Raw genomic sequence first — 19,627 nt, 5'->3', positions numbered from 1 at the left:
CAAAAAACGCCCATCTGCCTCGTGCGCTAAATATCGGCTCCCGTGCAAAACCCTCGCAAGGGGAGAAGGAGAAGGCGCTACCCCTTGAACTCCTTCGCCAGCAAATAGAGCTCCACCGATTCATCCCTTGAAGCCGGCGGCTTCACATGATGGACCGAGCGGAAATTCTGCTTCAGCAGCGACAAGAGTTCGTTCTCGGCGCCACCCTGAAATGTCTTGGCGAGGAAATGGCCGCCGGGCTTGAGCACGTGCAGCGCGAAATCGGCCGCGACTTCGCACAGATGCATGGTGCGCAGATGATCGGTGCGGCGGTGGCCGGTCGTGGGCGCCGCCATATCGGACAGCACTACGTCCGGCTGGCCGCCCAGCGCCTCGGCCAGTTTTTGCGGCGCGTCCGGGTCGAGGAAGTCCATCTGCAGGATGATGGCGCCCGGAACCGCATCCATTTCGAGATAGTCGATGCCGACGACATGCGGATTTTCCGCCGACGATTTCGTCCGCGCGGCTGCCACCTGGCACCAGCCACCGGGCGCGGCACCCAGGTCGATGACTTTCATGCCGGGCTTCAGCAGATGATGCTTGTCGTCGATCTCGATCAGCTTATAGGCGGCGCGGGAGCGGTAGCCGTCGGCCTTGGAGCGTTGCACATAAGGATCGTTCATGTGGCGCTCGAGCCAGCGGCGCGAGGATTCCTTCAGACCGCTCTTCTTCTTGATGCGAGTTTTGAGCACGCGCAGGCTGGCCGAGCCCGGCTTTTCCGGTTTCTTCGTCATCGGCGCCCATCATTCCGCCAGACGCCGTCATCGGCCATCAGCTCGCTCAGGATCCCCTCGCGCAGGCCGCGATCAGCGACACGCAGCCGCTCGGACGGCCACACGCCGCGGATCGCTTCCAGGATGGCGCAGCCGGCGAGCACGAGATCGGCGCGGTCGGCGCCGATGCAGGGGTTGGCGCAACGCTGCTGGAAATCCCAGCCGATCAGCCGCTCGATCATCCGATCGACGCTGTCGCGGTCCATCCACAGCCCGTCGACGCGGCGGCGGTCGTAGCGATCGAGATCGAGATGCACGCCGGCGAGCGTCGTCACCGTGCCGGAGGTGCCAAGCAGATGGAAGTTGGGGCTGGCCAGCACATGCGCGAGCCGGTCGCGGCCATCGAAGGCCTTCAGCCGCGCGGCCACATCGTCGACCATGGCGGCAAAGGTCTCTCGCGTCACCGTGCGGCCGCCGAAGCGCTCGGCAAGCGAGACGACGCCAACGGGCAACGAGGTCCAGGAGACGATGTGATTGGCCAGACGTGGCGAGCGCCGTCCGGTCAGGTCAATCAGCGCGATTTCGGACGAGCCGCCGCCGATGTCGAACAGCACCACGCCTTGCGTGTCGCGCTCGACCAGCGAGCCGCAGCCGGAAACGGCAAGGCGGGCCTCGGTCTGGCGGTCGATGATCTCCAGCTTCAGCCCGGCCTCGCGCTCGACGCGATCCAGGAACTCGACGCCGTTGGCGGCCGAACGGCAGGCCTCGGTGGCGATCAGCCTGGCTTTCCTGATCTTGCGGTTGCGCAACTTCTCGCCGCAGACCTTCAGCGCCTCGACGGCGCGGTCCATCGCGGCCTGGCCGAGCCGGCCACTGGCCGTCAGCCCCTCACCCAGCCGGACGATGCGCGAGAAGGCGTCGATGACGCGGAATTGGCCGTGACGGCCAGGCACCGCGACCAGCAACCGGCAATTGTTAGTGCCGAGGTCGAGCGCGGCGAAGACAGGCAATTCCTGCTGGGGTGGACGTGGCGAAGGCTGGAGCGGCGGCCTTCGCTCGGCTTGCAAAGGCGGACTCTGAGGCTGGCTTGCCGTCGTGCTGACAGGCACGGCATTGGGCACGGCGCCGTTCTCGTCACGCGCGAACACCTTGCGGCCGCGCTTGCGCTTGCGGCGCTTGCGCGTCTTGCCTTTCGGCTGATCGCCATGCTGGTCGGCCTGACCGGCGCCAGTCTGTCTCTGGCCGGCATGTTTGGGGCCGGAATGTTTGGGGCCGGCATGTCTGGGGTCGGCATGTCTTTGGTGCGCACCCGCGTGGCGGCTGAATCGCGCCGGTTGCGGGCCTCCCGACTGCGCCGGCGATGCCCCGGACATGCCCACTGCCGACGCGCCCGCGCCGGTATCGTGGTCTTCCACTTCAGTTCCTTCCGGCGCCGCGCGAACCGGGAACGGACGCAGCAGGCACCTCGATTTGTTTCAAGTTGGCAACAGAGTAGCAGCGCCGTTCACAATCACCAAGAGCGCGGGGCTCGAATTTTGGCAGGGTCACGTTTGGTGCAATGTCTTGCCGGTTGAATAGCCGGCTTCAATCAGGCATGTCTCAAATGCGGGTTCGAAGAGGTTGGGCACCATCAAAACAATGAGCTGCAACGCATGATGACAACGCCATGAATGGGAGGCGCTATTTCTGGCCGGTCATAGGCATCGCGGCCGTCGCGTTCTCGCTGTGGCTACTCATTCACGAACTGCGCGGCGTGTCGCTCGACGACGTCTGGGCCGGCATCGCCGCCATCCCGCCGCGCGGCTGGGTGCTGGCGGCGCTGAGCTCCGTCGTCGCCTATGCCTCGCTCGCTGGTTACGACCACATAGCGCTCTTGCATATCGGCAAGAAAGTATCGTGGCTGTTCGTCACGCTGTGCTCCTTCACCACCTACGCGGTGTCGCACAATATCGGCGGCTCAGTGTTTTCCGGTGCGGTGATCCGCTATCGCGCCTATGGCACAAGGGGGCTGACCGGCCAGGAGATCGGCGTGCTGGTGGCGATCTGCTGGTTCACCTTCATCCTCTCCAGCGTCTTCCTCGGCGGCCTCGTTCTGCTGTTCGAGCCGCAGGTCATCGATCGCTTCACCGGCGCGCCGCACCATGGCGCCGCCTTCGCCGCGGGGCTCGCCATGCTCATCCTCGTCGGCGCCTATGCCTTCTGCAGTTGGCTGGGGCTGAGACCTTTGAAGATCGGCTCCTTCCAGCTGCACTACCCCGCGCTGCCGATCGTGGCGCGACAGTTGCTGGTCGGGCCCGTCGAGCTGTTGGCCGCCGCCGCGATCATCTATTTCGCCCTGCCGGAGACCGGCAATCCCGGCTATTTCGTGGTGCTCGGCGTGTTCATGGTCTCGTTCTCGATCGGGCTCCTGTCCCATGCGCCGGGCGCGCTTGGCGTGTTCGAGGTCGTCTTCCTCACCGGGCTTTCGGACATGGATCCGGTCGGCGTGCTTGCAGCGCTTCTGGTGTTCCGCCTGTTCTATCTCATCATTCCGCTGCTGATCGGCCTTTGCATGGTGCTCTATTTCGAGCATTCGCAGTACAGCAAAGGCGGCAGTTGAGCCCTTTGCCCGCTTGCGAGGGGAGCATCCGCAAAAAGGCTTCGGTTGATCTCAGTTGGTGCCGCCTAGCTCGCCCGGCGGTAGGCCTGCGTGGCCCGAACCGCCTCAAGCAGCTCTTCTTCCGTTCTTCGGCCGCCCTCGAACATGTTGACCAGTAGCAAGGCGGTAGCTTCGGCGTCCGGCGAACCCGGCTGGCAACCGCGCTCGCGGCACAGAATGTCAAATACGCGCTTCAGCACGTCGAGGTCTTCTGGGTAAAAGGCGTTAAGCAATAGGTACCGTTGCATCTCTCTGTTCCCGTTGGGGGCGAGAGTGCGTTGGTCGCTCTCGAGCAGCGGAGCCCATAACATAGCCGCCGACCACCGCACCTTGGCGGCTCCTGCCCACATTGTCTATTGCATTTGATGTAGCGGCCCAAAGGATCTCGGGATCACGGGTCAAAACCACCACTGTGCGCCTCTGAACCGGAACAAGGCTTGGCGCTCATCGTTGGATCGGTGACCGAATCGGGGCGCTAAGGATGAAAACCTACCTGGTTGAAGAGATGGCCGGCGACACGCCGGTTTCCCACCACACTGTCATCGCCCAGACGCCGTGGGAAGCAGCGACGATCGGCACCAGGAAGGAAGTCAGGGCCCGGACCGATGAACGGCTTTGGGTGCGCGTCACCGAGGAGAGCAGCCGGACAGTGTATAAGTACGCCTTCAAATAAATGCCGCTGATCCCTCAAAACGCGGCGAAACTCGCTTGTGCAATTGTCGGTTGTCAAGAAAAGAAAAACCCGCCAGCGTGAGCCGACGGGCTATCTTCCCTCAGACTGCTTGTGCGCCCCTTTCCCCGGATGGTCCGCCCGATCCAAGAACCCCGCACAAGGGATGTCATAGAGCGGGATGAGTTCGGCCGCTGTAGCTTTACAGCAACAGCGATGGGGTTTCACCGGTGTCTGGTCGTGGCGGCGGAACGATGGCACAAAACGAAATGAGGGCCAGCTACCGATCCATGACTGGCCCCTGTATCCGGCGTCGCAGGTAGCCGGGGGACGAGTCGGGGTAGACTCTGGGGTCGGCGCTGCAAGCCTCCAAGAAAATATCCCATTTTAGATAGATCTAAAATTAGTTCCTTTGGGGGACGGGATGGGGCGCGGCATGCCAGAATTGGCTGAGAGAATGCTTATTTCGGCTTCGGTCAACGTGATCTGATAGCGCTGCGCGGAATTCCTCGAGTAGATGTCCTGAGCAATAATCGAGACTGTCACATCGCCGTTCTCGTCAATCTGCACATCGTCGATCTGCAGCGGCGCCGAGTATATGCATTTCGCTGTTCCTCGCCTTCGCGCAGGCTGAGCGGACAATCGCATATGAAAGATCCCCTTGTTTTGCCAGCAGTTCGGCTGATGCAAGATTGATGCCGGCAATTCGGTCCCGAGATGAGACAGATGACAGCGTCCCCTAACAGGGCGGCTGTTCGAATGTTCCATTAGCTTCTGCTTGCGAAAGCCCGTCGCGGCCGGAGCAAATGGAAGGTGAGCTCACTTTCAAATCGGAAACGCCACGCCGTAGAGAAGGGTTCTGGAGGATGTAGAATATGAAAAGCCCGCCAGCTGAATCACCTGCGACGACGGGATAGTTGATCGCAGCGGACGAACCGCCCTATGATCTGGATCGGGTTGGGAAGTGCCATGGCGCCAAGGTTCATAGCAAAACAGCTTGCTTGGCCGGCCGGGATCGGCGGCTGGCTAGTCCGTGCCGGGATGAATCGCGGCAACGCTCGGCTAAATAGCTACGCTGTCGACCAGCTACAGCTGGTGCCTGAAGATCAAGTCCTGGAGATCGGCTTCGGAGGCGGCGCGGCACTGCCGCGACTTATCGGCGGCGCATCGTTCGTCTGCGGTGTTGATCGCTCTGATGATGTGGTGAGCGCTGCTACGCGCAAATTTGCCGATGTGGTGCGCGCCGGACGAGCAGAGTTTCACTTGGGCGCGGTTGAGAAACTTCCGCTGCGGGATGGGACATTCACCAAAGTCTTAAGCGTCCACACGGTCTACTTTTGGCAAAGCCTTGAAGCCGGATCTGCGGAACTCGCCCGAGTTCTCGCGCCGGGCGGCCGCGTGGTCTTGGGCTTCCTTCCAAAAGGGCGTATGGACCGCATGAACATGCCGGCGGATATCTTCACCCCACGCGAGCCGGACGACATCGCCGCTGCTCTGAAAGCCACCGGATTTAGCGAGATCGAGGTTCGAAGGCCGAATTCGGAAACGGCGTGGGCCGTCGCTACGGGTGTGCGAAACTGAGTTCTCGCGGCTGATGAAGGGCGGCAACAAAATCCCGCCGGCCGAAGCCGACGGGCCTTACTCGAAGGCGGCCAGTTATGAGGGCTGAACCGGCCCTGACATCACAACAACCTGGGCCGTGACTGTGCCGAGGAGCTCTCGCTTGTGAAGAACAGGTTCCCCATAGGTTTTCTTCATCCGGTATTTCCCCAAGATTGCTCAACGGTCTAACTGACTTGCTAAGGCCAAAAAAACCCGCCGGCCAAAGCCAGCGGGTGAAGGTGGTTGGGCTCGGACCGCCAGGACCGAGCGACCAATCATGCGCACGCAATGCGCCGCGTGCTGCCACATTTGATAAGGCACTGCTTTTTTGGCCATAGCCCCTGCGGGCGTTTCCGCACTGCTTGTCGCCTTCAATGAAGCGGTCCATGCGCTCGTGCAAGGTGGACGCTGCCCTTTAGGTCGCGCATGCCTGTCATCACCTCGTCGCGGGATACTCGCACACTGGGCCTTTGTGATGTAGGTGGCGATCGTCCTGCGCGAGCAGGGGCTACCGGCTCGAAGACATCAAGAACTTCCTGGGTCAGCAAATGGTCGAGATGGCCGCGCATTATTCTTCGAGCGCGGACGTATCAGGGGTCTTGATCGACATGGCGAATGTGATACAAGCCGGCTCGAAACGAGAACGGGTTTTGTCTAACTCCCGCAGAAAAGTGTCAGACCGCTTTTCGTTCGTTCGACCAAGGCCTTGAAAATAAAGGCTTTTTGGGGAATAGGTTAACGGTAGACCCACGGACTCTGACTCCGTTAGTCCTGGTTCGAATCCAGGTTCCCCAGCCAAAGTTTCTCCGCGCATTCCCACACTTGAACCGTGAGTTCATCGCAACCGGCATCGATGTCGGCTGAACTCCGGTTGATTTTCCGGTTATATTAGCAGTCAACTATATATTAATAGCTACGGCGCAGCCTGCTCGAATCGGGAATGTCCCCGATCGACGATCCGGCACTCAGTGTGCCGAGACGCTCGACCGATGCGGAGCAAACGCATGAGTGTCGAAACAGCATTGGCGCAGCTGTTGCGCATGATCCATCGCCGTGCCCTGAATTTGGCGACGATGCCAGACGATGAGAGAGATCCCTACTACGACAGCATCCGGCGATCATGTTGCGGAGCCGCCGAGCATATCGGGCAATCTCCCGACAATGCAGCGATCACGGCAAACAGTATGGTTGAATTTACCCGGGCGATGGTCGGTATCATCGAGGCGGGCCGCGGGTAAACCGCAGACGTCGACAAGCTCGCGACGAGCTTGGAAGGCGCGGAGAAGCGCGGTAACCGTGGATTGCAGGAAGCTCGCAAGGTGATTGCCAACCGGACACCTGGACGATCAGGCTCCCTGCGATGGTTATCTCGGACCGTCACACATATTCGACGACAGATGCCTGGTTATCGGCATCACCGGAAACCACCATCCATACGCGTGCCGGACGGCAGCCCGTTCAGCGCCCCCTGTCGGTGTTCAGGTGAATCACGAACTTGCATTCATCCGTGGTGGCCCCGCGCTGAACCGAGTGGACAAACTGTCCAGACGGCCCGCCGCCTCACGGTGGCGGGCTTTCTTTACCGGCAATATCCGCCGTCATTGCGGACCACATGTAGTTGACGTAACGCTAATGTAGGCGCAATCATTTGGGATTGTGCAGGGTTGAGGGCGTTTCGATGAAACTCGTTGTCTTTGGCGTAGCAATGGTATTGGCCGCCACCGGAGCCGCTGTTGCGAAAGAGAAGAAAAAGGTTGCGACCGCTCAGGCTGCAACCTCGTGTTCTACAGTTCATATGAAGGCTGGCAGCAGCAAGCCGGCACCGAAACTGGATTGCAAATCGACAGGTACCGTGGTTGCGCGCCCATCCAATCAGGCCGCAAATTTCCTGGACCATCGCTTGGGGTACGCCGATCCGTGGATCCCTCCACATGGCTATTGACGGCGGCTTCGGCTACCGGGCCTTTTTCATGTCGCAGTCACGTGGCCTGAGTTGCCGATAGTCGGTTGTAGCCGTTGGAAAACCAAGGGAAACGGCTAGTGGAGCGGCGCGACACACGGGCGACCACCTACCTTATCTCAACCGTTTGATTTTGCACGATAAACATCAAATATTTGGCTGGAGACGCCGCGGACTCTGACTCCGTTAGGCCTGGTTCGTATCCAGATCCCCAGTCAGCTTTTCTTTTCCAACAGGCATCATTCCGACCGACAGATGAAATCTCGATCGAAACACTTTTTCGACGCATGCAGCCGGAAACTTTAGCTTTACGAGAAGCCCTCGACGCTCGAGGGGCGCTCAAGCCTATTCTGGGTTGCAGCCAAACGATAGACAGCGGCAATGCCGGCCAAAATCAAACCGCGCAAAACAAGGCGCAGTGCGCCAATTTTGGCTTTAAAGAGGGCACGGATGCTTTCGCCAATTGCATGATGAAGCTTTCTTTGCGGCAGCAAGACCTACGGCCGCCCGATCATGATACGCTTGTTCGTCAGTATCGGGAGCTCAGCATGGCCCGGCGCGGAGACGATCGCTATCCGGTGTGCAGCGCCTCCAACATGGATGCCGAGCTGGATGTTTCGAGCGGCAAGTGGGTTGCCCGGATTGCCAGATGGCGCCGGATTAAATATTTCCCACGAACTCTCCAACGGCGCGCGACCGAGACCGCGCCCCATCCAAGTTGCTTCTTAGTCCTCGTTTTTCTGGCTGCGGACCCGCTAGCCTACTCCGCCGCCTCATACCCCGCGATGCCTTTGATCTCGAGGAAATCCTCCAGGCCGTATTCGGCATATTCGCGGCCGTTGCCGGACTGCTTGTAGCCGCCGAAGGGCAAGCCGGCGTCCCAGGTCGGGTAGTTGATGTAGACATTGCCGGAGCGCATGCGCGCAGCCACGTCGCGCGCCTTCTCGATGTCCTTGGCCTGGATGTAGGAGGCAAGGCCGTAGACGGTGTCGTTGGCCTGCTCGACCGCCTGCTCGACCGTGTCGTAAGGCATGATCGACAGCACCGGGCCGAAGATCTCCTCCCTGGCGATGCGCATGTCATGCGTGACGTTGGCGAAGACGGTCGGGCGGACGTAATAGCCGCGGTTGAGCTCGGCCGGGCGGCCGGGGCCGCCGGCGACCAGGGTCGCGCCTTCGTCGATGCCGCTCTGGATCAGGTCCTGGATCTTGTCGAACTGGATCTGGCTCACCACCGGGCCGAGCTTCGAATTGGGCGCGTCGGCCGGGCCGACGGTGAATTTCTCCGCCGCCTTCTTCGCATAGCCGGCGGCCTCATCGTGACGGTCGCGCGGCACGAACATGCGGGTCGGCGCGTTGCAGGACTGGCCGCTGTTGCCAAAGCAGCCGGCGACGCCCTTGGTGACGGCCCGCTCCAGATCGACATCGGGGAACAGGATGTTGGCCGACTTGCCGCCAAGCTCCTGATGCACGCGCTTGACTGTGTCGGCCGCCGCCTTGGCGACCAGGATGCCGGCGCGGGTCGACCCCGTAAACGACATCATGTCGACATCGGGATGGCTGGCCAACGCCTGGCCGACGCCGGGGCCGTCACCGTTGACGAGATTGAACACGCCCTTCGGCACGCCGGCCTCGTCGATGATCTCGGCGAAAATGATGGCGTCGAGCGGCGCGATCTCGGACGGTTTCAGCACCATGGTGCAGCCGGCGGCAAGGGCGGGGCCGACCTTGCAGGTGATCTGGTTGAGCGGCCAGTTCCACGGCGTGATCAGGCCGACCACGCCGATCGGCTCTTTCACGATCAGCGACGATCCCTTGATGTGGCGGAACTGGAAGCTCTTCAGCACCTCGGCCATCTTTTCCAGATGCGCCTGGCCGACGCCGACCTGACTGTCCAGCGCCATCTGGCGCGGCGCGCCCATCTCGCGCGCAACGGCGAGCGCAAGGTCCTTGCTGCGCTTCTTGTAGATTTCGATGACGCGGTTGAGGATGTCGAGCCGCTCCTCGACCGAGGTGAAGCCGAAGCTGGCGAAGGCGCGCTTGGCGGCGGCCACCGCCTTGTCGACATCGGGCTTGGAGCCCAGCGATATCTGCGCGAAAGCGTCCTCGTTCGAGGGATCGATGACTTCGAGCGTGTTCGGCACGACCGGATCGACCCAGGCGCCGTCGATATAGAATTGCAGATTATGTGACATGGTTTCGCTCCCTGGGGGCCGCTTTGCTCGGTTGTGGTGAGGTGGTCGTCGTATATCGTCAGAAATAACGATGCGGCATGCGCTCTGTCAAACGCAAGCGAGAAGTGCTTGAGCCAGCGCGTCAGGCGTTGCGCCAGAGCGGTGCCGCCGCCACAATCCGGATGGAATGAGGCTAAAGCAGCGTATGCCCGGCTTCGCCCAGCAAACGGATCGCGGCGGCCCCGTCCGAGGCCTTCACCAGCAGATGGTCGCCATCGAAGGTGGACACCACGAAGATGCCGAGGCCGTTCTCCGACAGCGGCCGAATGACAGATAGCACGATGCCAGTTTCGCCGAAGGCAAAGGGGCCTTCGAATTTGAAGGCGACCCAGTCGCGATCCTGCCTGGCGAGATCCGGAACGCGCTCCTGCAGGCAGGTGATCGAAAGCTCATCCTCGGTTCTGGTGATGCTGGCGAAACCCGGCCCGTCCGCCCAATGGGGAATGCCATGTCCGGCTTCCAGCCTCGAAATCGCGTATAGGCCTGGCAGTTGCTTCAGCCTGATCCTGGCAGCCGTGGCCCCGCTCCGATTGCCGGTCATCCCGTGATCCTCTTGCTCATATAAACGGTCGTGCCATTCATGAACGGTTCTTCCCGGTCGATCGAGTAGCCCTGTCTCTTGTAGAGCGACACATTCGCCTCGAACGCGCCGTTGGTCAGCAGGCGCAGCTCATGGCGCCCGGCCTCGCACGCCTTGGTCTCCGCGCGCTCCAGTAGCAGCCGGCCGATCCCCTTGCCCTGCGCTTCCGGCGCGACGCAGAGATTCTCGATCCAGAGATGATCGTCGGCGAGCATAGCCTCGAGCATGCCGACAATGCGATCCTGCGCGATGGCGAGGTCGAATGGATGCTCGGCGACAGCCTTGTCGTAATCGGCGCGCATCGGCAGCGGCTCGCGGCCGATTACCGGCACCCATTTGGCATAGGCGGCGCGCACGATGTCGCGGATGGCGGCGGCATCCGCCGCTTCGGCTGGCCGAAACCAGATGGAAGAATCGATGGTCATTGCAAGGCTCCAGATATGAAAAACCCCGCCGGCTGAAGTCGCGGGCGGGGCAGGAAACGAACGAACCTTATTTATCGGGCTTATCGTCGCGCAATCGGCCTGCCGCTCCGCACTCGGCGAAGGCGGCGTCGCTTGGTATTGGCGGGCGCGCGGGAGAACATCGCCGCAAGCTGGAGGAGGAACCGGCAAGCGTCAAGGCTCGGCCGGTGCCGGTTATTGGGCCAACCCGCTAGCGGCTCGCCAATCGTTCGCAAAAATCGATCATCATAACTCGAATAATTCGTTGGAAAGATTAGTTCCGGAATGGCATTCCGGCATCGAACCCGCCTGGAGAATTTGATTGTCTTTCCTGCCCGCCACCGCGAACGATCTTCCAGATCACCTGAACCCAGCAGCCGCCGGGCGTAGGCACCCTGCCATCACGGCCGGCGTCATGCCGGGACTGGTGCTGGTGGCGATGATCGCCAGCGTCGCCTACTCGGCACGCGGCTTCTCCGGTCTTACGTTGTTCAGTCCGATGATCCTCGCTGTCGTCACCGGCATGATCTTTTCCAACATGCTCGGCGTGCCCGCACACGCCAAGGCCGGCATTGCGTTTTCACAAAAGCGCCTGCTGCGCTTCGCCATCGTGTTGCTCGGCTTCCAGCTCACGCTCGGCCAGGTGGCGGGCATCGGCCTTGGCGGCGTCGGCATCGTCGCGGCCACGCTCGGCGCCACTTTCCTGTTCACCGTCAGGCTCGGCCGGCTGATCGGCGTCGACGCCAAGCTGGCGCAGCTGATTGCCGCCGGCACCTCGATCTGCGGCGCCTCGGCGATAGTCGCCACCAATATCGTCACCGACGCGCGCGACGAGGACGTCACCTATGCCGTCGCCGCGATCACGCTGTTCGGCACCATCGCCATGCTCGGCTTCCCGCTGCTGGCACCAGTGTTTGCGCTCGACCAGCACGCTTTCGGCCTATGGGCCGGCGCCTCGATCCACGAGGTGGCGCAGGTGATCGGCGCCGGCTTCCAGAACGGCACGCTTTCCGGCGAGACCGCGACCGTCGCCAAACTGACGCGTGTCGCCATGCTGGCGCCGATGGTGATCGCGCTCGGCCTGATGGCGCGCCGCGGCAGCACCGACCCTTCCAGCGCCAAGCCGCCGATGCCCTGGTTCGTCGCGGCCTTCGTCGCGGCGGTGGCGCTGAACAGCCTGGTCGCCATCCCGGCACAGATCCATTCGGCGATCGCCTTGGCCGCGCAGATCATGCTGACCATGGGTCTCGCCGCCATGGGGCTGCAGGCCGATATTTCGGAGCTGCGCTCGCGCGGCCTGCGGCCGCTGCTGCTGGCCTTCTCGGCCTTCCTCTTCATCGGCTGCTTCAGCCTGGTGCTGGTGAAACTCGTCTGAGGCAGGCCGAGACCGCCCTGGTCTAATCCCGCTATCCCCTAATCCTCGTCATCCTCCTCGAACTCGCACGCCGCGACATAGATCGCGGCGAGCTTCTCGATGCCGGCCTGGTCTTCCTTGTCGAAGCGGCCGGGCAGCGGGCTGTCGAGGTCGAGCACGCCGAACGCGCCATCGGCGTCGCGCAACAGCACCACCAGCTCGGAGCGCGAATCGGCATCGCAGGCGATGTGGCCGGGAAATTCGTTGACGTCCTTGACCAGCATCGACATGTCGAGCTCAATGGCCTTGCCGCAGACGCCCTTGCCGACGGCGATCCGCACGCAAGCGGGCTTGCCCTGGAAGGGCCCGAGCACCAGCTCGTCCTCGGAGGCGAGGAAATAGAAGCCGGCCCAGTTGAGGTCGGGCACCATCTGGTAGATCAGCGCCGCCGTGTTGGCGGCATTGGCGACGGAAGCGCCCTCGCCTCCCAGCAGCGCCTTCAATTGCCCGGCCAACTCCTTATAGAAGGCCGGCTTGTCCTTGGTGTCGATGGCGGTTGCCGCGAACATCGCTTGTCTCTCCGTTGCAAGCCGGCCGCGCGGCCAGCTACAGTTCGCCTCTCTCTGCCACCAAAACCGCCGCCGGGAAACAGCCTATCGTGACCTCCAGCCATTCCAGAACCGTGCCGGCCAAGACAATCCGTATCGCCGCCGCGGTCATCCGCGACGACGTGGGCAGGCTGCTTCTTGTGCGCAAGCGCGGTACCGGCGCCTTCATGCAGGCGGGCGGCAAGATCGAGCCGGGTGAGTTGCCGGCCGTCGCCCTTGCGCGCGAATTGCGCGAGGAATTGGGCATCGTCGTCGATCCGGACGCGGCCTCGCATCTCGGTTCGTTTTCGGCACCCGCCGCCAATGAGCCGGAGACCCAAGTCGAGGCCGAGCTGTTCGAGCTCTCCATCACCGGCGAGCCGGTCCCGGCGGCGGAGATCGAGGAGATGATCTGGTTCAACCCTGAAGCGGCAGCCGGCATCGAACTTGCGCCGCTGACCGCAAGCTTCGTCCTGCCGCGTTACGGCCGCCAGCCATGAGTTTGCGCAGCCAGACAAAACAAGCGGCGAACGAAGCGCCCCTCACCTTCGCGGTGCTGGTTTTTCCCGGCTTTCCGATGATGGCGTTTTCGTCCGTTATCGAGCCGCTGCGCGCCGTCAACATTCTTGCCAAGCGCGACTGCTACCGCTGGGTGATCGTCGGCGCCGATCCGGGCACGGTCGAAGCCTCCAATGGCGTCGTCATCCAGCCCGGCTTTTGCGCGGCGGACGCGCCGAAGGTCGACCGCATCGTGGTGTGCTCCGGTGGCGATGCCGACCATGTCGTGGCCGATGAAGCGATGAGCTGGATCCGCAAGAGTCTGCGCGGCGGCGCGCATATCGGCGCGGTTGCCGATGCGGCCTTCTTCCTTGCCCGCGCCGGCTTGCTCGACGGGCACGCCTGCACCTTGCACTGGACCAGCCAGGCCGCCTTCACCGAGGCATTTCCGGAGATCGAGCTTCGGCGCGACCTCTTCGTCATCGATCGCAAGCGTTTCACCTCCGCCGGCGGCGTCGGCAGCCTCGACATGATGCTGGAGATCATCACGCGCGATTACGGCGCCGAGATCGCGGCGGGCGTCGCGGAATGGTTCGTGCATAGCCCGCTGCGCTCCAGCGTCGACCGCAAGCTGATGCCGCTCAGGCTGCGCACCGGGGTGCAGAACGAGCTGGTGCTGTCGGCCATCGCCATCATGGAGGATGCGGTGGAGGAGCGGCTCGGCATGGCGGAACTTGCGGAGCGGCTCGGCGTGTCGCCCGACAAGCTCGAGCGCAATTTCCGCGCCGAGCTGGATATCTCGCCCAACGGCTACTACCGGCGGCTCAGGTTGAGACGGGCGGCCGACCTTTTGGCGCATTCGACGCTGATGGTGCGCGATGTCGCGCTGGCCTGCGGCTTTGCCTCGATGTCCAGTTTTGCGAGAGCCTTTCGCGAGGAGCATGGGCACGCGCCGAAGGCGATGCGGCGGCATTAGGGTGCAGTGCGCGCTGGCGCGATGGGACGCTGGCGGGACAGCGCCCCCCTCTGGCCTGCCGGCCATCTCCCCACTTAGGGGGGAGATCAGATGTCACACCAGCTTTCGCCAATCATCGACGTTGCAGGAGCGAGCGGGGCACCGAAGCTGCCGATCTCCCCCCTCGTGGGGGAGATGTCCGGCAGGACAGAGGGGGCGCGAAGGATCACGGCGCTGCTCGTTCGTCGTGCGGCATCCGGCACAACAATCGCGGAATGTCGCACAAGATCCGCGCCCTGCCCGGCTATGTTCTCCGCAACAGGAGACCCCGCCATGAGCATCGTCGTATTCGACCCCGACAGCACCGAGGATGTGGACTTCAAGGACCGCATGCGCCATCCGGCGGCGGCCGATCCGGCCGGCGGCATGTGGCTGTCCGACACCGAGCCGTCCTTCATCGACGCCGACGCACTGCGTAAGGGACGGCTTACCAAGCTGCGCACATGGATGCGCGAGGCGGGCTATGGCGGCGTCGTGCTGTTCGATCCTTACAACCAGCGCTACGCCACCGGTTCGCGCAACATGTTCGGTTATTTCCTGCGCAACTCGACGCGCTACTTCTTCATTCCGACCGAAGGGCCGATTGTGCTCTTCGAATATCCGCAGAGCTACCATGTCTCGATGGTGCTCGACACGATCGACGAGGCGCGGCCGTCCAAGCTCGTCTGGTCATCGGTTTCCGGCCGCGACGACGAAACCGCCGGCCCCTTCGCCGACGAGATCACCGAGCTTCTGAAGAAGCATGGCGGCGGCTCGATGAGGCTCGGCCTCGACCGCTGCAGCCACCTGCAGGCGCTGGCGCTGGAAAAGCGCGGCTGCGAGGTGAAGGACTGCCAGGGCGAGATCCTCGCCGTGCGCGCAGTGAAGACGCCAGAGGAAGTGAAGTGCCTGCAAGCATCGATGGCCGGCGCCGAAGCGGCGGTGGCGGCGGTGCGCGAGGCGATCAAGCCCGGCGTTTCCGAAAACGAGCTGTTCGCCATCATGTATCACGAGGTGATCCGCCAGGGCGGCGAGTTCATCGAAACCCGGCTGCTCACTTCCGGGCAGCGCACCAATCCATGGTTCAACGAAGCGAGCGGCCGCAAGATCAGGCCGGGCGAGCTGGTCGCGCTCGATACCGACACGATCGGCTGCTACGGCTATTATTCCGACTTCTCGCGCACCTTCCGCTGCGGCCCGGGCAAGCCGACGCCGTACCAGAAGTCGCTCTACCGCATGGCGCACGACCAGGTGCAGCACAATATCGGCATCGTGAAGCCCGGCATGGCCTTCCGCGAGATCGCCGAGAAGGCATGGAAAATCCCGGATCGTTTTGTCGACCAGCGCTACACATCGGTCATGCACGGCGTCGGCATGCATGGCGAGACGCCTTTCATCGCCCACTCGATGGACTACGAAACTTATGGCCGCGACGGCATCATCGTGCCGGGCATGGTGGTGAGCGTGGAGAGCTATATCGGCGAGAAAGGCGGCCGCGAGGGCGTCAAGCTGGAGGACGAGATCCTGATCACCGAGACCGGCACCGAACTGCTCTCGCGGTTTCCTTATGAAGACGAATTTCTTGACAAGTAGCGCCCACGTACCGACAGCACATTCCGCATGAAAACGCCCATTTCCATCCGACGCGGCACGGTCGCCGCGGTGTTCATCGATCTCCAGGAGGAGCATCGCAAGGACAAACGCTATCTGGTCGATGGCTTTGCCGACATCCTCGCCAATGTGCAGCGCCTGCAGGAGGCGGCGCGGCGCAATTTCGTGCCACTCCATCACTGGGCCTATATCGTCGACCTCGCGGCGGCGCGGCCGTTCCATCCCGTCGACGAGAGCGGCAAGTCGGCATTCTCCGACAAGGACGATCCGCTGACGGCGATCTGCCACGAAGTGGCCCCGCAGAACGGCGAAGCCATGCTGGTCAAGCAGGAGGCGAGCGCCTTCGGCAAGAACGATTTCGGCGACAAGCTCAAGGCGGCGGGCATCGAATGGCTGGTGATCGCCGGCGTCTGGACCGAGGCCTGCATCGACGCCACGGTAAAGGATGCGGTGGCGCGCGGGTTTCGCGTGCTGCTGGTCAAGGATGCTTGCGGCAGCGCAAGTGCGGCCATGCACCAGACCGGCATCCTCAACCTCGCCAATCGTCTCTATGGCGGTGCCGTTTGCAACACGCTCGACGCCTGCCGGCTGATGGCGGGAGATACGGTGAATGTCTGGCAGGTCGAGGGCTCGGTGCCGCTGCGCTTCACCTTCGAGAACGCGGCGCGGCTCTACGCCGAGCTTTGACGGCAGTGGCGGGCAACCCAACCGATCCGGCTAGCCGCGGCAAATATGCCGATCGGCTCGACCCGGAGCTCTGGGAATACATTGACAAGGTCCACAGCTGGTACCCGCCGGAGATCGTTGCGGCACCGATTGCCGAGCAGCGCGCGGTCTATGACCGGATGTGCGTGGCGTTTCACCAGGGCCGTCCCGAGGGTGTGACCACCGGTGACGGCATCGTCGCTACCGCGGCGCATGCGATCCCGGTCCGCCGCTACCGCGTGGCGAACAAGGCGGTGGCGATCGTCGTCTATTATCATGGCGGCGGCTTCGTGCTCGGCGATCTCGACAGCCACGACGACATCTGCGCGGAAATCTGCGCCGGCACCGGGTTCGAAGTGGTATCGGCCGGCTACCGGCTGGCGCCGGAATATCTGCATCCCGCCGCCTTCGACGACGCGCTGGCCGTGTTCGAATGGGTCGCCGCAACCAGCGCGCTGCCGATCGTGCTGTGCGGCGAAAGCGCCGGCGGCAATCTCGCCGCTGCGGTGGCGCACGCAACGCGGCATCATGCGCGGCGCGCTGTCGGCCAAGTGCTGATCTATCCTGGCCTTGGCGGCGACGAGACCGGGCGGTCATACATCGAACATGCCGAAGCGCCGCTGCTGACGCTCTCCGATGTCGAGTTCTATCGACGCGTCCGTTCGGCGCCCGGGCAGGCTTTGGACGACCCGACCTTCTCGCCGCTCAGGGATCGCGACTTTTCCGGCCTGCCGCCGACAGTGATCGTCACCGCCGAGTGCGACCCGCTGTCGTCGGACGGCGAGGCCTATCGCGACCGGATTGTTGCCGCTGGCGGACAAGCGTGGTGGCGCGAGGAGAAGCGGCTGGTACACTCCTTCCTGCGCGCCCGCCCGACCGTGCCGCGCGCGGCGCAAGCGTTTGCGAGGATTGTCGGCGACATCGCAAGGCTGGGCGCCGTCTCCCCCTTGGTGGGGAGAAAGCGATTTCAGCATCTTAGCGAAGCTAAGTGCTAGAAATCGCAAGAGAGGGGGCACCGCGCCCACGAAGAAAAGCTGGCGCCCTATGAAAAGCGGCGTCTGCGCCCTGTGAAAATCCCCTCTCTTGGATTTTCTACGACTTAGCCTCCGCAAGAGCTCCGGCTAAGGCCGTGAAAATCCATTCTCCCCCACAAGGGAAATTGGCTGCATCCTGTGCGGAACAGCGCACAAGAACTGCGGAAAACCAAACATTTCGCTGCGGAAAGCGGACCTATCATTCCTCGCGGGCAACGGCGCCCCGGCGGTCGCATCCGCCCCCGCGCCTGGCGAAACCGGGGCGCCCAACAACAGAGGGAACGACGATGAAGTTCATGCTGACCGACAGGAAACTGCACCCGCGTGCCAAGCCGATCTCCGACGATTTCAAGAAGGGTGCGATCAGCCGGCGCGAATATCTGGCGCTGATGGCCGGCTTCGGCGTCAGCGCCGCCGGCGCGATGGCGCTGGGCGGGATCGCCCCCTCGCCTGCCCGCGCCGCCGAGCCGAAAAAGGGCGGCGTGCTGCGCGTCGCGATGAACGTCAAGGGGTTCAAGGATCCGCGCACCTTCGATGGCGTCGAGATGTCGAATGTCGCGCGCCAGTGCAACGAATATCTGGTGCGCTGGAACACCGACTTCTCCTTCGAGCCATGGCTCTTGGAAAGCTGGGAAACCAGCGACGACGCCAGGACCATCACATTGCATGTGCGCAAGGGCATCACCTGGTCGAATGGCGACACATTCAACGCCGACGACGTGATCCACAATCTCAACCGCTGGTGCGATGCCTCGGTCGCCGGCAATTCTGTCGCGGCGCGCATGGGCGCGCTTGTCAACGCAGACACCAAGAAGCCGGTCGATGGCGGCATCCAGAAGGTCGACGACTACACCGTCAAGCTCAATTTGCCCAAGCCCGACATTTCGCTGATCGCCGGCATGGCCGATTATCCGGCGCTGATCATGCACCGCTCCTATGAGGGCGATGCCGACCCGAAGAAGGCCTTGGCCATCACCACCGGCCCCTGCGAGCTGGTAAGCTGGGACGCCGAGACCGGCGCGGAGGTGAAGCGCAAGGACAAGCCCTGGTGGAAGGGCGAGTTCCATCTCGACGGCATCAAGTGGGTCGATTACGGCTCCGATCCCAACGCCATGCTGTCGGCCTTCGAATCAGGCGAGATCGACACCGACCACGAAACCGCATCGGACGCCGTCTCGCAAACCGAGAAGATGGGCCTGCAGAATTCGGAGATCGCCACCGGCTCGACCATCGTGGCGCGCTTCAATGTCTCCAACGCGCCCTATGACGACGTCAAGCTGCGCCGCGCCGCCCAGCTTGCCGTCGACAATGCGGCGGTGTTGAAGCTCGGCATCGACGGGCGCGGCAAGCCCGCCGACAACCACCATGTCGGCCCCATGCATCCGGAGTTCGCCGATATCGGCCCGGCCAAACCCGACGTCGACCAGGCGAAGAAGCTGATGTCGGAATCCGGCAAGGCCGACCACGAATATGAGCTGATCTCGGTCGACATCGAATGGCAAAAGAGCACCGCGGACGCGATCGCGGCGCAGATCCGCGAGGCGGGCCTCAAGATCAAGCGCACAGTGTTGCCGGCCGCGACCTTCTGGAACGACTGGAGCAAGTTTCCCTATTCCTGCACCGAATGGCTCGGCCGCCCGCTCGGCGTCCAGGTGCTGGCCTTGGCCTATAAATCGGGCGCGGCCTGGAACGAAAGCGCCTATTCGAACAAGGAGTTCGACGAGCTTCTCGACAAGGCGCTTGCAACGCCGGACGCAGCGGCGCGCAAGGAGATCATGGCCAAGATCGAGACCAATTTGCGCGACAGCGGCATCATCATCCAGCCCTACTGGCGCTCGGTCTACCGCACCTATCGCAAGGGCGTACAGGGCTGCGAACAGCATCAGGCCCTCGAGCAGCATTTCGAGAAGGTGTGGCTGGAGAGCTGAGCCTCCCAGGACTGAGGCGGCCGGCGCGACCCTCCGGT

General features: G+C 62.9%; 20 protein-coding genes and 1 tRNA gene. 13 read left to right on the top strand and 8 right to left on the bottom strand.

Going from position 1 to position 19,627, the window contains the following annotated elements; translation table 11 throughout:
* Positions 1 to 77: 77 nt before the first annotated feature.
* Both E5X34_RS10280 and E5X34_RS10275 read right to left on the bottom strand, forming a co-directional pair.
* Positions 78 to 773: an RlmE family RNA methyltransferase gene (locus tag E5X34_RS10280; RefSeq protein WP_292079710.1), complete on the bottom strand. Its 696-nt coding sequence runs from the start codon at positions 771 to 773 to the stop codon at positions 78 to 80.
* Positions 770 to 2,167: a Ppx/GppA phosphatase family protein gene (locus E5X34_RS10275; protein WP_292563720.1), complete on the bottom strand. Its 1,398-nt coding sequence runs from the start codon at positions 2,165 to 2,167 to the stop codon at positions 770 to 772. Before E5X34_RS10275 ends, E5X34_RS10280 begins: the two co-directional genes overlap by 4 nt.
* A 251-nt stretch (positions 2,168 to 2,418) precedes the next feature.
* Here E5X34_RS10275 and E5X34_RS10270 point away from each other — a divergent pair, with 251 nt between their 5' ends.
* Entirely contained in the window at positions 2,419 to 3,351 is a 933-nt protein-coding gene (locus E5X34_RS10270; protein ID WP_292563717.1) for a YbhN family protein, read from the top strand.
* Between the two features lie 65 nt (positions 3,352 to 3,416).
* Here E5X34_RS10270 and E5X34_RS10265 read toward each other — a convergent pair whose 3' ends face one another.
* Positions 3,417 to 3,638 carry a hypothetical protein gene (locus tag E5X34_RS10265; protein WP_292563714.1) on the bottom strand — a complete coding sequence of 74 codons (222 nt, stop codon included), beginning with the start codon at positions 3,636 to 3,638 and terminating at the stop codon, positions 3,417 to 3,419.
* Positions 3,639 to 3,871: 233 nt separating this feature from the next.
* On the opposite strand from E5X34_RS10265, the gene E5X34_RS10260 reads away from it, so the two are divergent.
* The 5 genes from E5X34_RS10260 (at position 3,872) to E5X34_RS10240 (ending at position 7,604) form a co-directional block, all read left to right on the top strand.
* A complete protein-coding gene (locus E5X34_RS10260) occupies positions 3,872 to 4,063 on the top strand; it encodes a hypothetical protein (RefSeq protein WP_292563712.1) in 192 nt (63 codons plus the stop codon).
* 939 nt (positions 4,064 to 5,002) lie between these two features.
* On the top strand, positions 5,003 to 5,641 hold the full coding sequence (locus tag E5X34_RS10255) for a class I SAM-dependent methyltransferase (RefSeq protein WP_292563710.1): 639 nt from the start codon (positions 5,003 to 5,005) through the stop codon (positions 5,639 to 5,641).
* A 745-nt stretch (positions 5,642 to 6,386) separates the two neighbouring features.
* Positions 6,387 to 6,460, top strand: a tRNA-Gln gene (locus tag E5X34_RS10250).
* A gap of 206 nt (positions 6,461 to 6,666) precedes the next feature.
* Positions 6,667 to 6,900 carry a hypothetical protein gene (locus tag E5X34_RS10245; RefSeq protein WP_126061207.1) on the top strand — a complete coding sequence of 78 codons (234 nt, stop codon included), beginning with the start codon at positions 6,667 to 6,669 and terminating at the stop codon, positions 6,898 to 6,900.
* A 440-nt stretch (positions 6,901 to 7,340) separates the two neighbouring features.
* The gene (locus E5X34_RS10240) at positions 7,341 to 7,604 is read left to right on the top strand and encodes a hypothetical protein (RefSeq protein WP_292563707.1); all 264 of its coding nucleotides are present in this window, start codon (positions 7,341 to 7,343) and stop codon (positions 7,602 to 7,604) included.
* 326 nt (positions 7,605 to 7,930) lie between these two features.
* Here the strand turns inward: E5X34_RS10240 and E5X34_RS10235 are convergent, their stop codons facing one another.
* The 4 genes from E5X34_RS10235 to E5X34_RS10220 form a co-directional block, all read right to left on the bottom strand.
* Positions 7,931 to 8,116 (bottom strand): hypothetical protein, encoded by a 186-nt coding sequence (locus tag E5X34_RS10235; RefSeq protein WP_292563704.1) that lies wholly within the window; start codon positions 8,114 to 8,116, stop codon positions 7,931 to 7,933.
* 266 nt (positions 8,117 to 8,382) lie between these two features.
* Entirely contained in the window at positions 8,383 to 9,816 is a 1,434-nt protein-coding gene (locus E5X34_RS10230) for an aldehyde dehydrogenase family protein (RefSeq protein ID WP_292563701.1), read from the bottom strand.
* Positions 9,817 to 9,988: 172 nt separating this feature from the next.
* Entirely contained in the window at positions 9,989 to 10,396 is a 408-nt protein-coding gene (locus E5X34_RS10225) for an ACT domain-containing protein (RefSeq protein WP_292563699.1), read from the bottom strand.
* Entirely contained in the window at positions 10,393 to 10,860 is a 468-nt protein-coding gene (locus E5X34_RS10220) for a GNAT family N-acetyltransferase (RefSeq protein ID WP_292563696.1), read from the bottom strand. The genes E5X34_RS10225 and E5X34_RS10220 overlap by 4 nt, the downstream gene beginning before the upstream one ends.
* 340 nt (positions 10,861 to 11,200) lie before the next feature.
* On the opposite strand from E5X34_RS10220, the gene E5X34_RS10215 reads away from it, so the two are divergent.
* Complete coding sequence (locus E5X34_RS10215; protein ID WP_292563693.1) at positions 11,201 to 12,253, top strand: YeiH family protein; 1,053 nt, start codon at positions 11,201 to 11,203, stop codon at positions 12,251 to 12,253.
* A 38-nt stretch (positions 12,254 to 12,291) separates the two neighbouring features.
* On the opposite strand, the gene E5X34_RS10210 is transcribed toward E5X34_RS10215, so the two are convergent.
* Positions 12,292 to 12,801, bottom strand: coding sequence for a GAF domain-containing protein (locus E5X34_RS10210; RefSeq protein ID WP_292563690.1), 510 nt, complete (start codon positions 12,799 to 12,801; stop codon positions 12,292 to 12,294).
* An 89-nt stretch (positions 12,802 to 12,890) separates the two neighbouring features.
* Between E5X34_RS10210 and E5X34_RS10205 the strand changes: the two genes are divergently transcribed.
* The 6 genes from E5X34_RS10205 to E5X34_RS10180 all read left to right on the top strand — a co-directional run bounded on the left by E5X34_RS10205 (position 12,891) and on the right by E5X34_RS10180 (position 19,589).
* Positions 12,891 to 13,319, top strand: a complete 429-nt coding sequence (locus E5X34_RS10205) for an NUDIX domain-containing protein (protein ID WP_292563687.1) — start codon at positions 12,891 to 12,893, stop codon at positions 13,317 to 13,319.
* Entirely contained in the window at positions 13,316 to 14,293 is a 978-nt protein-coding gene (locus E5X34_RS10200; RefSeq protein WP_292563684.1) for a GlxA family transcriptional regulator, read from the top strand. The genes E5X34_RS10205 and E5X34_RS10200 overlap by 4 nt, the downstream gene beginning before the upstream one ends.
* A gap of 312 nt (positions 14,294 to 14,605) precedes the next feature.
* Positions 14,606 to 15,904 carry a Xaa-Pro peptidase family protein gene (locus tag E5X34_RS10195; protein ID WP_292563682.1) on the top strand — a complete coding sequence of 433 codons (1,299 nt, stop codon included), beginning with the start codon at positions 14,606 to 14,608 and terminating at the stop codon, positions 15,902 to 15,904.
* 27 nt (positions 15,905 to 15,931) lie between these two features.
* Complete coding sequence (locus tag E5X34_RS10190; protein ID WP_292563679.1) at positions 15,932 to 16,609, top strand: isochorismatase family protein; 678 nt, start codon at positions 15,932 to 15,934, stop codon at positions 16,607 to 16,609.
* A 5-nt stretch (positions 16,610 to 16,614) separates the two neighbouring features.
* The gene (locus tag E5X34_RS10185) at positions 16,615 to 17,622 is read left to right on the top strand and encodes an alpha/beta hydrolase (RefSeq protein ID WP_292563676.1); all 1,008 of its coding nucleotides are present in this window, start codon (positions 16,615 to 16,617) and stop codon (positions 17,620 to 17,622) included.
* 326 nt (positions 17,623 to 17,948) lie between these two features.
* The gene (locus tag E5X34_RS10180; RefSeq protein WP_292563673.1) at positions 17,949 to 19,589 is read left to right on the top strand and encodes an ABC transporter substrate-binding protein; all 1,641 of its coding nucleotides are present in this window, start codon (positions 17,949 to 17,951) and stop codon (positions 19,587 to 19,589) included.
* Positions 19,590 to 19,627: the final 38 nt, after the last annotated feature.

It is taken from the genome of Mesorhizobium sp. (assembly GCF_004963255.1).
Lineage (GTDB): Bacteria > Pseudomonadota > Alphaproteobacteria > Rhizobiales > Rhizobiaceae > Mesorhizobium.
This window is presented reverse-complemented; position numbering and strand designations above follow the sequence as displayed.

Excerpts from the sequence above, each read along its gene's own strand:
- E5X34_RS10280 (WP_292079710.1), bottom strand. The coding sequence starts at position 773 with ATGACGAAGAAACCGGAAAAGCCGGGCTCGGCCAGCCTGCGCGTGCTC.
- E5X34_RS10270 (WP_292563717.1), top strand. The coding sequence starts at position 2,419 with ATGAATGGGAGGCGCTATTTCTGGCCGGTCATAGGCATCGCGGCCGTC.
- E5X34_RS10265 (WP_292563714.1), bottom strand. The coding sequence starts at position 3,638 with ATGCAACGGTACCTATTGCTTAACGCCTTTTACCCAGAAGACCTCGAC.
- E5X34_RS10260 (WP_292563712.1), top strand. The coding sequence starts at position 3,872 with ATGAAAACCTACCTGGTTGAAGAGATGGCCGGCGACACGCCGGTTTCC.
- E5X34_RS10255 (WP_292563710.1), top strand. The coding sequence starts at position 5,003 with ATGATCTGGATCGGGTTGGGAAGTGCCATGGCGCCAAGGTTCATAGCA.
- E5X34_RS10245 (WP_126061207.1), top strand. The coding sequence starts at position 6,667 with ATGAGTGTCGAAACAGCATTGGCGCAGCTGTTGCGCATGATCCATCGC.
- E5X34_RS10240 (WP_292563707.1), top strand. The coding sequence starts at position 7,341 with ATGAAACTCGTTGTCTTTGGCGTAGCAATGGTATTGGCCGCCACCGGA.
- E5X34_RS10230 (WP_292563701.1), bottom strand. The coding sequence starts at position 9,816 with ATGTCACATAATCTGCAATTCTATATCGACGGCGCCTGGGTCGATCCG.
- E5X34_RS10225 (WP_292563699.1), bottom strand. The coding sequence starts at position 10,396 with ATGACCGGCAATCGGAGCGGGGCCACGGCTGCCAGGATCAGGCTGAAG.
- E5X34_RS10220 (WP_292563696.1), bottom strand. The coding sequence starts at position 10,860 with ATGACCATCGATTCTTCCATCTGGTTTCGGCCAGCCGAAGCGGCGGAT.
- E5X34_RS10210 (WP_292563690.1), bottom strand. The coding sequence starts at position 12,801 with ATGTTCGCGGCAACCGCCATCGACACCAAGGACAAGCCGGCCTTCTAT.
- E5X34_RS10200 (WP_292563684.1), top strand. The coding sequence starts at position 13,316 with ATGAGTTTGCGCAGCCAGACAAAACAAGCGGCGAACGAAGCGCCCCTC.
- E5X34_RS10195 (WP_292563682.1), top strand. The coding sequence starts at position 14,606 with ATGAGCATCGTCGTATTCGACCCCGACAGCACCGAGGATGTGGACTTC.
- E5X34_RS10190 (WP_292563679.1), top strand. The coding sequence starts at position 15,932 with ATGAAAACGCCCATTTCCATCCGACGCGGCACGGTCGCCGCGGTGTTC.
- E5X34_RS10180 (WP_292563673.1), top strand. The coding sequence starts at position 17,949 with ATGAAGTTCATGCTGACCGACAGGAAACTGCACCCGCGTGCCAAGCCG.